The 11,806-nt window shown below is 66.6% G+C and carries 9 protein-coding genes and 1 riboswitch; of the genes, 7 read left to right on the forward strand and 2 right to left on the reverse strand.

Annotation, left to right across the window (positions count from 1 at the left end; all coding sequences use genetic code 11):
• Positions 1-35: 35 nt before the first annotated feature.
• Positions 36-1,646 carry an MFS transporter gene (locus ACSQ1X_RS03950; protein ID WP_436056723.1) on the reverse strand — a complete coding sequence of 537 codons (1,611 nt, stop codon included), beginning with the start codon at positions 1,644-1,646 and terminating at the stop codon, positions 36-38.
• Between the two features lie 69 nt (positions 1,647-1,715).
• On the opposite strand from ACSQ1X_RS03950, the gene ACSQ1X_RS03955 reads away from it, so the two are divergent.
• From ACSQ1X_RS03955 to ACSQ1X_RS03980, 6 genes are all read left to right on the forward strand, one after another.
• Positions 1,716-2,255, forward strand: a complete 540-nt coding sequence (locus ACSQ1X_RS03955) for a TetR/AcrR family transcriptional regulator (RefSeq protein WP_055802942.1) — start codon at positions 1,716-1,718, stop codon at positions 2,253-2,255.
• A gap of 148 nt (positions 2,256-2,403) precedes the next feature.
• A riboswitch (glycine riboswitch) is annotated at positions 2,404-2,502 on the forward strand.
• A 203-nt stretch (positions 2,503-2,705) separates the two neighbouring features.
• Positions 2,706-5,564, forward strand: a complete 2,859-nt coding sequence (gene gcvP, locus ACSQ1X_RS03960; RefSeq protein WP_436056724.1) for an aminomethyl-transferring glycine dehydrogenase — start codon at positions 2,706-2,708, stop codon at positions 5,562-5,564.
• A gap of 11 nt (positions 5,565-5,575) precedes the next feature.
• Complete coding sequence (gene gcvT, locus ACSQ1X_RS03965) at positions 5,576-6,736, forward strand: glycine cleavage system aminomethyltransferase GcvT (protein ID WP_436056725.1); 1,161 nt, start codon at positions 5,576-5,578, stop codon at positions 6,734-6,736.
• Positions 6,737-7,020: 284 nt separating this feature from the next.
• A complete protein-coding gene (gene gcvH / locus ACSQ1X_RS03970; protein WP_028271334.1) occupies positions 7,021-7,404 on the forward strand; it encodes a glycine cleavage system protein GcvH in 384 nt (127 codons plus the stop codon).
• On the forward strand, positions 7,401-8,732 hold the full coding sequence (gene glyA, locus ACSQ1X_RS03975) for a serine hydroxymethyltransferase (RefSeq protein ID WP_436056726.1): 1,332 nt from the start codon (positions 7,401-7,403) through the stop codon (positions 8,730-8,732). The genes gcvH and glyA overlap by 4 nt, the downstream gene beginning before the upstream one ends.
• Positions 8,733-8,891: 159 nt before the next feature.
• Complete coding sequence (locus ACSQ1X_RS03980; RefSeq protein WP_436056727.1) at positions 8,892-10,304, forward strand: L-serine ammonia-lyase; 1,413 nt, start codon at positions 8,892-8,894, stop codon at positions 10,302-10,304.
• Positions 10,305-10,336: 32 nt separating this feature from the next.
• Here the strand turns inward: ACSQ1X_RS03980 and ACSQ1X_RS03985 are convergent, their stop codons facing one another.
• A complete protein-coding gene (locus ACSQ1X_RS03985; RefSeq protein WP_436056728.1) occupies positions 10,337-10,894 on the reverse strand; it encodes a TspO/MBR family protein in 558 nt (185 codons plus the stop codon).
• 77 nt (positions 10,895-10,971) lie between these two features.
• Between ACSQ1X_RS03985 and ACSQ1X_RS03990 the strand changes: the two genes are divergently transcribed.
• A complete protein-coding gene (locus ACSQ1X_RS03990) occupies positions 10,972-11,793 on the forward strand; it encodes a DNA/RNA non-specific endonuclease (protein ID WP_055797571.1) in 822 nt (273 codons plus the stop codon).
• Positions 11,794-11,806: the final 13 nt, after the last annotated feature.

An 11,806-nucleotide genomic window follows, 5' to 3' on the forward strand; every position in this document is an offset into this window, starting at 1 on the left:
GGTGCCGCCTGCAGGCGACGGCGGCGGGCTGCGCGCTACGCCGCTTTCGGCACTCCGCGGAGTACGACGGCGACCAGGACTGCCGCCCCCGCCATCAGCACCAGCCCGATGGACGCCGTCACGTGGACTCCCGACTCAAACGCAATCCGGGCGGCGGACGTCAGGGCGTCCGCCAGCGGTCCGGGGAGCGACTGCGCGAGCTCCATGGACCCGGCGAGGGTCTCCCGGGCATGGGTGATCCCCTCTGCTGCACCTCCCGGGCCGGACGCTGCGAGCCCCTCCGGCAGGACCAGGTTCCGCTGGTACGACGCGGTCAGGATCGAGCCGAGTACGGCCGTGCCAAGCAGTGAGCCAATCTCGTAGCCGGTCTCTGAGATAGCGGCAGCCGCCCCTGATTTCTCCGGTGGTACGGACCCCAGGATCATGTCGTTGGAGATCGTTTCGGCTGCCCCCACGCCCAGGGCCAGGACCAGGAGGGCGCCCAGCAGGAGGGCCGGACCGCCTGAGTGGTCGCCGAACGCCACCATGAAGTAGCCGGTGGCGCTCAGGCAAAGGCCGCCGGCCACCACGAAGCCGGGCCGGACTTTCCGCACCAGCGGCACCACCAGCAGGCCGGCAACCACGGTGGCAACCAGGGCCGGGATCATGGCGATTCCGGCCTCCGTAGGCCGCTGGCCCTCCAGGAGCTGGAGGTGCTGGGCCAGGAACAGGATGAAGCCGTTGAACGAAAATAGGGCCAGGACGTTGGCGGTGATGGCCGTGCTGAAAATCCTGTTCCCGAAGAGGCTCATGTCCAGCAGCGGGCTGGGCAACGTCTTTTGGCGCCGGACGAAGGCGCAGCCAATCAGGAGTCCGAAGCCGATGGCCGCGGCTGACGCGGGGCCGAAACCTTCCGTAGCCAATGACTTGATGCCGTAGACCAGCGGAACCATCGTCAGCAGCGAGAGGGCGATGCTGGCACCATCCACCGTTCCGGGCCGGGGATCCCTGGACTCGGGAATGAGGACAGGGCCGAGTGCGAGGATAGGCAGCATGATGGGCACTGCCACCAGCAGGATCGCTCCCCACCAGTAGTGCTCCACGAGCCAGCCGCCGAAGATCGGTCCCAGCGCGGCGCCGCCGGAGAACCCTGCCGCCCAGATGGCGATCGCCAGCCGGCGCCGGTTGGCGTCCGGAAAGATGTTGCGGATCAGGGACAAGGTGGAAGGCATAAGCATCGCCCCGAAAAATCCCAGGGCCGCGCGGCCGGCGATCAACCATTCCGCGCTGGGGGCGAACGCAGTGGCAGCGGACACCGCGGCAAAGCCGGTGCTGCCGATCAGCAGGAGCCGGCGGCGGCCGATCCTGTCACCGAAACTCCCCATGGCAACCAGGAGGCCGGCCAGGACTAGCGGGTAGGCATCAACAATCCACAGCAGCTGAACGCCGGTGGGCTCGAGGCTGCGGGCGATGGCGGGCAACGCGAAGGTCAGCGCAGTGTTGTCCACTGCCACCAGCAATACCGGGAACATCAGTAGCGCCAGGGCCAGCCAGTCGCGCCCCGGCTTCGGGGCGGGTGTCCGGCTGCCGGCAGCGGCAGGGGGCCGGGCCGGACGCGCTGTAAGGTGCCGGGTTGCCGGCGTCGAGGTTGAAGGTGAGTTTCCCATGGCAGTAACTGTACCGTCCGGACGGTATAGTTAAGAAATGAGCCCGGGTCACCGGGCATGATAGGAACCATGGCCAGAAAACCCGTCGCACGCGAAGCCGTGCTCGACGCCTTTGAATCCCTCCTGATCGAGGTGGGCGAGCGTGCCGCCACGCTGGATGCCGTCGCCAGGCGGGCCGGCGTTTCCAAGGGGGGACTGCTGTACCACTTCCCGAACAAGGAGGCCATGATTTCGGCCCTGCTTGAGCGCATGGACGTGCTGGTTGCACTGGATTTGGGCGCCATGGCGAAGGCTCCGGAGGGAGCGGCGGTCTACTTCATCAGGTCCTCGCTCTGGGCTGATACTCCGCTGGACCGGGTCTTTGTGGCTGCCACGCGGCTCGCCGAAGTGGCGCACAAGGAAACGCTGCACCGTTTTGCGGCTGTCCAGGGGAGCTGGCTGGAGCTGCTGGCCGGGGACGTCGGCCCGGCCATGGCCAAGGCCGTGCTGTACATGGGTGACGGCCTCTATTTCAACGCCATGCTGGCCAGCGGTCCCGGTGCCGCCCCGCCCGAAATGAGCGGCGACGTCGACAGCCTGCTGGCCGCCGTCGAGCGGCTCCGGGGCTGACTGCAACGGTGTCCGCGGTCCGCCGCCCGGCAGAGTCGCAACCGGAGCCGTAACGCGGCGTCGGGCTGGGTGGCGGAGTTTGCAGACTGGACTTGCACGTAGGACAATTGCAGCTGTGACTGTTGTCACCGCTAACTAAATATGCCTTTGATCTGCGGCGGGAGAGTTCTGCAAGTAGGTACAAGCAGGCGCCGTAGGAGCAAATCCTCCCCAGGAATCTCTCAGGCCCATGTACCGCCGCGGCAAGGCAACTCTGGAAAGCAGCAGGCTGTCCGTTTGTGACCCAACCCAGTTGGAGCAACAACGCCGGACACGCCCTGCTCACCGACGGTGCAAGCGGAGCTGTGCGAAAGTACGGCAACGCGGAAACTCTCAGGTCCAATACAGAGCGGGGAGGAACCCGGACCACTGCGGCGTACCCTGCGCCGCCATTAGTAATGGAGTTCCTTCGTGACGGTTAGTTCAGCCTCCACCACCTTCGTCGATCGGCACATTGGCGCCCGCCGCCAGGCCGACATCGACACCATGCTCAAGTCTGTCGGCTACGACACCGTCGACTCACTGGTAGACACCGCGGTTCCCAACGACATCCGCCAGGACGTCGCCCTCCGCCTTCAGGACGCCCTCAGTGAGGTTGAAGTCCTCGGCGAGCTGCGCAAGCTGGCTGCCAAGAACAAGACGGCCGTGCAGATGATCGGCCAGGGCTACTACGACACCGTGACCCCGCCGGTGATCCGCCGCAACGTCCTGGAATCCCCGGCCTGGTACACCGCCTACACTCCGTACCAGCCGGAAATCTCCCAGGGCCGCCTCGAGGCGCTCCTGAACTTCCAGACCATGGTTCAGGACCTCGTGGGACTGCCCATCGCGAACGCCTCCCTGCTGGACGAAGCCACCGCTGTTGCCGAAGCCGTGCTGATGATGCGCCGCGCCAACAAGAACAAGACCGCCCACGACGGCAAGACCGTCCTCGACGCCGATGTCCTGCCCCAGACCATCGCCATCGTCAAGGGCCGCGCCGAGGCACTCGGCTTCGAGGTTGAGGTTGCGGACCTGTCCCAGGGCCTGCCCGACGGCGATATCAACGGCATCGTGCTGCAGCAGCCGGGCGTTTCCGGCCGGGTGTTCGACCACTCCGCCGTCATCGCAGCCGCCAAGCAACGCGGCGCCCTGGTCACCGTTGCGGCCGACCTGCTCTCGCTGACGCTGATCACGCCTCCGGGCGAGCAGGGCGCGGACATCGCCGTCGGCTCCACGCAGCGACTCGGCGTCCCGCTGTTCTTTGGTGGCCCGCACGCTGCCTACATGGCGGTCCAAAAGGGCCTCGAACGCTCCATGCCCGGCCGCCTGGTGGGCGTGTCCAAGGACAACGCCGGCACCCCGGCATACCGCCTGGCCCTGCAGACCCGCGAGCAGCACATCCGCCGCGAAAAGGCCACGTCCAATATCTGCACCGCGCAGGCACTGCTGGCCATCGTCTCCTCGATGTACGCCGTCTACCACGGCCCCGACGGCCTGAAAGCCATCGCCGAGGCAGTCCACAACAGCGCCCGCACCCTGGCAGCGTCCCTGCAGGGTGCCGGCCTCGAGGTGCTGCACGGCAGCTTCTTCGACACCGTCACCGTCCGCGTTCCGGGCAAGGCCGTTGAAATCGTTGCCGCGGCGGAGGCCAAGGGCATCAACCTGCGCGGCATCGACGCCGACACGGTGGGCATCTCTACTGACGAAACCACGACGCCGGAAATCGTCGCCGCTGTTGCCGCCGTCTTCGGCGCCGAGGTTGCCGGCACCGACGCCGACGCAGGCTTCGCCCTCGAGGCCGCCGTCGAACGTTCCTCGGACTACCTGCAGCACCCGGTCTTCAACACCCACCGCTCCGAAACCCAGCTGCTGCGCTACATCCGCAAGCTTTCGGACCGCGACCTCGCACTGGACCGCACCATGATCCCGCTGGGTTCCTGCACCATGAAGCTGAACGCCACCGCCGAGATGGAAGCCATTTCCTGGCCGGAGTTCGCCTCCATCCACCCGTTCGCCCCGGATTCCCAGACCGAGGGCTGGCGTGAACTGATCGAGGGCCTGGAAGCGGACCTCGCCGAGATCACCGGCTACGACCAGGTCTCCATTCAGCCGAACGCCGGCTCGCAGGGCGAACTCGCGGGCCTGCTCGCGATCCGCGGGTACCACCTGTCACGGGGCGATGACCAGCGCAACGTCTGCCTGATCCCGGCGTCGGCGCACGGCACCAACGCCGCCTCGGCCGTACTGGCCGGCATGAAGGTTGTTGTCGTGGCCACCGCTGCAGACGGCACGATCGACCACGCCGACTTCCAGGCGAAGATCGAAACCCACAAGGACGTCCTGTCCGCGATCATGATCACCTACCCGTCCACCCACGGCGTATACGACGCCGACGTGCGCGAAATCTGTGACACGGTGCACGCGGCCGGCGGCCAGGTCTACGTTGACGGCGCCAACCTGAACGCGCTGGTGGGCCTTGCCCAGCCCGGCAAGTTCGGCGGCGACGTCTCCCACCTGAACCTGCACAAGACCTTCTGCATCCCGCACGGCGGCGGCGGCCCCGGCGTAGGCCCGGTGGCAGCCAAGGCACACCTGGCGCCGTTCATGCCGGGCGATGCCAACAAGGCCGCACACGAAGCCGGCCACGGAGTTGCGATCTCCGCTTCGCGCTTCGGCTCTGCCGGTGTGTTGCCCATTTCCTGGGCCTACGTGAAGCTCATGGGCGGCTCCGGCCTGACCGAGGCCACCAAGTCCGCGCTGCTGGCGGCGAACTACATCGCCTCCCGCCTGAACGAGTTCTTCCCGGTGCTGTACACCGGCGAAGGCGGACTCGTGGCGCACGAGTGCATCCTGGACCTGCGCGCCCTGACGGCCAAGACCGGCGTCACCGCGGAAGACGTGGCCAAGCGCCTCATCGACTTCGGCTTCCACGCCCCCACACTGGCGTTCCCGGTTGCCGGCACGCTCATGGTGGAGCCCACCGAGTCCGAGGACCTGGTGGAGATCGACCGCTTCATCGACGCGATGATCACCATCCGCCAGGAAATCGACCAGGTGGCCAACGGAGACTTCACTGTGGAGAACTCCCCGCTGCGCAACGCACCGCACACCGCGGCCGCCGTCGTCTCCTCCGACTGGAACCGCGAGTACCCGCGCGAGCAGGCCGCCTTCCCGGTCCACCACCTCAAGCAGGACAAGTACTTCCCGCCGGTAGGCCGGATCGACGGCGCCGCCGGTGACCGCAACCTGATCTGCTCCTGCCCTCCCATCGAAGACTTCGAAAACTAAGGATTCCCCCGATGACTGAGAATTACACCGCGCTCTACGAGGAGCACAAGAAACTGGGCGCATCCTTCACCGATTTCGGTGGCTGGCAGATGCCCCTGAAGTACTCCTCCGAACTGGCCGAGCACCACGCTGTCCGCAACGCCGCCGGCCTGTTCGACCTCTCCCACATGGGCGAAGTCTGGGTGACCGGCCCGGACGCCGCAGCCTTCCTCGACTATGCCCTGGTCGGAAAGATCTCCGCCATGTCCGTGGGCAAGGCCAAGTACTCGCTGATCTGCCAGGAGGACGGCGGCATCATCGACGACCTGATCACGTACCGGCGTCCTGCAGTTGCGGATGCCGCAGGAAACAGCACGGACAAGTTCCTGGTAGTGCCCAACGCCGGCAACGCCGTGGTGGTTGCCGCAGCACTTGCCGAACGGGCAGCGAACTTCGACGTCGTCGTCCAGGACGCCTCCGCGGCGACCTCGCTGATCGCCGTCCAGGGTCCCAAGGCCGAAGCCATCCTGCTCCGCCTGGTCCCGGCGGCACAGCACGAGCTGCTCACCGGCCTGAAGTACTACGCCGCCGTGGAAGTTCCCTTCCTGGTGGCCGGCAGCAGCAAGGACCTCCTGCTGGCACGCACCGGGTACACCGGCGAAGACGGCTTCGAGATCTTCGTGGACAACGACGACGCAGCCGCCCTGTGGCAGGCCATCGAAGCCGTCGCCGAGGAAGGCGAGCTGGTTCCCGCCGGACTGGCATGCCGCGACTCGCTGCGCCTGGAAGCCGGCATGCCGCTCTACGGCAACGAGCTCTCCCGAGAAGGCAACCCTTACGCAGCAGGCCTCGGCCCGGTTGTCTCGCTCGCCAAGGAAAGCGACTTCGTGGGCCGTGCGGCACTGGAAGCACTCAAGGCCGGCGGCGCCGGTTCCACGAGCGGGCGCAAGCTCGTGGGCCTTAAGGGTCTTGGTCGGCGTGCCGGCCGCGGCCACTACCCGGTCCTCAAGGACGGCAACGTGGTTGGCGAAGTGACCTCCGGCCAGCCGAGCCCCACCCTTGGTTACCCTGTAGCGCTTGCCTATGTCGACGTCGAGCACTCCGAGGTGGGCACCGCCCTGGACATCGACCTCCGCGGCAAGGCAGAGCCTTTCGAAGTCGTCGCACTGCCTTTCTACAAGCGCCAAAAGTAGCCCATAGGCTGGCTCCGTCGGGGCCCGCCCGGCTCTGTTTGGCCCCGTCGGGGCTGACATCCTCCGCGTGCTCGGTCGCGTAGACGCCCGCTGGGCGGACGTGACGCTCCCTTAGACGCACGCTTCCGGATGCCAGCCCCGAAAGGGGCCGGCAACCGTCGTGCCCCCAACCCGGCAAGCTCGATCATTGGGGGTTGAGCTTGTCGAAACCCGGCAGCACGCGGAGGAATTCGGTCACCCGCCTCCCCACCAGACCACAAAAAGTAACGAGATTAAGGAACACCATGGCAAAAGTAGCCGCTGAACTGCAGTACTCCGACGAACACGAGTGGGTTGCCCGCGAGGCCGGCAACCTTGTGTCCATCGGCATTTCCGCCGTGGCCACGGACGCCCTCGGCGACATCGTGTACGTAGACCTGCCCGAGGTCGGCTCCACCGTGACCGCAGGGGAGACCTGCGGCGAGGTCGAGTCCACCAAGTCCGTCTCGGACCTGTACTCCCCGGTCACCGGCGAGGTCACGGAAACCAACTCCGCCGTCGTCGACGACCCCGCGCTGATCAACAGCGACCCGTACGGTGCCGGCTGGCTCTTCAAGGTCGCCGCCGACTCCGACGGCCCGCTGCTTTCCGCAGAGGAATACGCTGCCAAGAACGGCGGCGAACTGTGAGCGGCGCAACCGCGGGCGCAGGCACTGTGGCGTTCGAGCAGGTAGTCTCCCCGTCCCTGGACGCGGACCTGTCCTCGCTTGACCCGGAGATCGCGGCAAAGATCGACGACGAGCTGGGCCGCCAGCGTACCGGCCTGGAAATGATCGCCTCGGAGAACCACACCGCCAAGGCCGTCATGCAGGCGCAGGGCTCCGTGCTCACCAACAAGTACGCCGAGGGCTACCCGGGCAAGCGCTACTACGGGGGCTGCGAGCACGTTGACGTCGTCGAGCAGCTGGCCATCGACCGGGTGAAGGCCCTGTTCGGTGCCGAGTACGCGAACGTGCAGCCGCACTCCGGTGCGCAGGCCAACGCCTCGGTGATGCATGCGCTGATCAAGCCGGGCGACACCATCATGGGCCTGAACCTGGCACATGGCGGGCACCTGACCCACGGCATGCGGATCAACTTCTCCGGCCGCCTGTACAACGTCATCCCGTACCAGGTCCGCGAAGAGGACCACCGGATCGACATGGCCGAGGTGGAGCGCCTGGCGCAGGAGCACAAGCCGCAGCTGATCGTCGCGGGCTGGTCCGCCTACGCCCGGCAGCTGGACTTTGCCGAGTTCCGCCGGATCGCCGACTCCGTGGGCGCCTACCTGATGGTGGACATGGCGCACTTCGCCGGGCTCGTTGCAGCCGGGCTGCACCCCTCCCCGGTGCCGCACGCCCACGTCACCACCTCCACCACGCACAAGACCCTCGCCGGTCCGCGCGGCGGCATCATCCTCTCCAACGACGCCGACATCGCCAAGAAGATCAACTCGGCAGTGTTCCCCGGCCAGCAGGGCGGCCCGCTGGAGCACGTCATTGCCGGCAAGGCCGTGGCGTTCAAGATCGCAGCGTCCCCGGAGTTCAAGGAACGCCAGGAGCGCGTCCTTGCCGGTGCCCGGATCCTGGCTGACCGCCTGGTCCAGCCGGACGTGACCGCCAAGGGGATTAACGTGATCTCCGGCGGCACCGACGTGCACCTGGTCCTCGTGGACCTCCGCAACTGCGAACTCGACGGCCAGCAGGCAGAGGACCGCCTCGCGGAAATCGACATCACCGTCAACCGCAACGCCGTGCCGTTCGATCCGAGGCCGCCGATGGTCACCTCGGGACTGCGCATCGGCACCCCGGCCCTCGCGACCCGTGGCTTCGGCGAAGCAGCCTTCGCCGAGGTGGCGGACATCATCGCGGAGGCCCTCATCGCCGACGCCGGCGCGGACCTTTCCGGTCTGCGCTCACGGGTGGAGGCCCTCGCCGCCGCCCACCCGCTCTACCCCTCGGTTGCGAACCTCGCCTAGAGGCCGTATTACAGAAGTAGAGATCACGACGCCGGGCGGCCGCCATAAGCTGCCGCCCGTCGTCGTGTATCCGGCAGCGCGCCGCCGACCGGTTGGTGCGCGGCCTTCCGGCAGGACCATCTGCCGGACCACTGTTAGACCTAGTTAGGAACCCCGGCCATGGCTGTTGGTGTCTTTGATCTTTTTTCCATCGGGATTGGGCCGTCGAGTTCGCATACGGTGGGTCCGATGCGTGCTGCGGCGGTGTTCGCGGAGGAGTTGCGGGCGTCCGGTGACCTTGAGAGGGTGGCGGGGTTGCGGGTGGATCTGTATGGGTCGCTCGCGGCGACTGGTCACGGTCATGGGACGATGACGGCGATCCTGCTGGGGTTGGAGGGTTTTCATCCGGAGAAGATTCTGCCGGCGGAGGTGGAGGAGCGGCTGGCGGCGATCGCGGAGTCCGGGAAGCTGCAGCTGGCCGGGTCGGTGCAGCTCCCGTATGGGGTGAAGGACATGGTGTTGCGGCCGTTGACGGTCCTGCCGCGGCACACGAACGGGATGACGTTTACGGTCTCGGACGGCGCCGGTGAGGTGCTGCGTGCGGCGACGTTTTTCTCGGTGGGCGGCGGTTTCATTGTCCGTGAGGGCGGGGAGGACGCGGCGCAGCAGGAGCTGGAGGAGTCCAGGAAGGAACTGCCGTTGCCGTTCCGTACTGCGGCGGAGCTGCTGGGCCGGTGCCAGTCCAAGGGCCTGTCGATCGGGGAGATCATGTTCGTGAATGAACGCGCGTCCCGGTCGGAGGAGGAGATCCGGGCGGGCCTGCTGCACATTTATGCGGTGATGGAGGAGTGCGTGGCGGTGTCCTTGAAGCGTGAGGGTTTGTTGCCGGGCGGGTTGAAGGTCCGCCGCCGGGCCCCGGACTGGCATGAGCGGTTGCTGAAGGAGACCCGGGATCATGATCCGGAGTACCGGGATCCGAAGTACTGGCAGGAGTGGGTGAACCTGATCGCGCTGGCGGTGAATGAGGAGAACGCCTCGGGCGGGAGGGTGGTGACGGCGCCGACGAACGGGGCGGCCGGGATCATTCCGGCGGTGCTGTATTACGCGCTGCATTTCGCGCCGGGGATGGATAAGGCCACGCAGGCGGACCGGGATGATGTGGTGGTGAAGTTCCTGCTGGCCGCGGCCGCGGTCGGGGTGCTGTACAAGGAGCAGGCCTCGATTTCCGGTGCGGAGGTGGGCTGCCAGGGTGAGGTGGGTTCGGCGTCCTCGATGGCCGCTGCCGGGTTGGCGGAGGTCATGGGCGGCACACCCCAACAGGTGGAGAACGCGGCGGAGATCGCGATGGAGCACAATCTGGGGCTGACGTGTGATCCGATCGGCGGTTTGGTGCAGATCCCGTGCATTGAGCGGAACGCGATCGCGGCCGCGAAGGCGATCAACGCCGCGAAGATGGCGCTCTGGGGCGACGGGACGCACCGGGTGTCCCTGGACGAGGTCATCGTGACCATGCGCGAGACCGGCAAGGACATGTCCTCCAAATACAAGGAAACCGCGATGGGCGGCCTCGCCGTCAACGTCGTCGAATGCTGACTCCGTAGTCCGGTGGGCAAACCCGTCGATAGCTAGTTGTGCAGGGCCGCCCACCAGTTAAGGCTCGTGGCGAAAACCAGCCAGGAGATATAAGGCAACAGCAGTAAGCCTGCGGTCCTGCTGATGGGGCCGAAGTACAGGACCGTCACTGTTACAGCGATGACCAGGGCGATGATGATGGCGAGCCCCAGCCAGAGCGCCGCTGTACCCATCACCGGATAGAGGCCGAAGAACACCGGCGTCCACGACAGATTGAGCCCCAGCTGGACCCCGTAAGCCGCCAAGGCTGGTCCGGTGCGTCGGGCGCGGCGCCGCCAGACGAGCCAGGCGGCAACGGCCATGGCGGTGTAGAGCAGCGTCCAGACGGGGCCGAACACCCAATTGGGCGGTGACCACGGGGCCTTGTCAGCTGTGGCATACCAGCCGTCCACGTTGTTCAGGGTGGCAAAGGCGCCCAACCAGGCGACCAGGGCGGAAGCACCAAGGAAGACGGCCAGCCCCAGCAGTTGCGCCCGGGTGCTCCGGCGCTCGGCTCCGGCGGCCGGCCCGCCGCCGGGCCTTGGTGTGGGCTGTTCGTAAGCTGCCTGCATGCTCCAACCCTTGCCAGTACGGCATTCCTAGTCAAGCTGGTCTGTTCACCCGTCGGGAGCAGTGCCACTATGGAGCTATGACTGGGGGATATGACCGGGACTTTTTGCGGGCACGCCTTGAGCTGCCCAGTCCGCCGGCAGCAACGGTCTTGCTTGACTACATTCACTTTTCCGTCCGGCTGCGCCCGTCACGGAAGCTGGCCGCCGTCGTCGGCGTGAACATCCACGGACGCGAGCTGGTCCCCTTGGCCCGCGAAGGAACCTGGCATTTCGATCCCAGGGTCCCGAAGGAACAGCAGGCGGGCCCGGACGTCTACAAGAACAACGCCTTCGACCGGGGGCATCTGGTCCGGCGGCTGGATCCGGTGTGGGGCGATCCGGCAACGGCCAAGGCCGCCAACCAGGACACTTTCGCCTTCACCAATGCCGCGCCCCAGGTTGACGACTTCAACCAGGGCAAGGAACTCTGGGTGGGGCTGGAGAACCACGTCCTTAACCACGCGGACCTCAACGACGCCAAGCTCAGCGTGTTCACCGGGCCTGTCCTGGCAGACGACGACCTGCCGTACAGGGGCGTCCAGATACCGCGGAAGTTCTGGAAGGTCGCAGCCTGGACCACGGACGGAAAGCTCGCGGCGGCGGGATTCGTGCTGGACCAGTCCCCGCTGCTGGGGAAGGTGGACCTCAAGAAGGCCATCCGTGAACGTCTCCTTGCCGATGAACCGCCGCCGCTGGGCCCTTTTCGAACCTTCCAGGTCCCGATTGCCCAAATCGCTGAATTGACCGGACTGAGCCTGTCCCGGCTGGAAAATGCGGACCGACTGGTCAAAAGCCAACGCTCCCTGGGCAAGGAACCCCTGGCCGTGCGGCTCGAGTCCCTGGAACAGATCCGGCTCTGAGCGCGGATGCCGC

The sequence above is a fragment of the Arthrobacter sp. LjRoot78 genome (assembly GCF_964254335.1).
Lineage (GTDB): Bacteria > Actinomycetota > Actinomycetes > Actinomycetales > Micrococcaceae > Arthrobacter.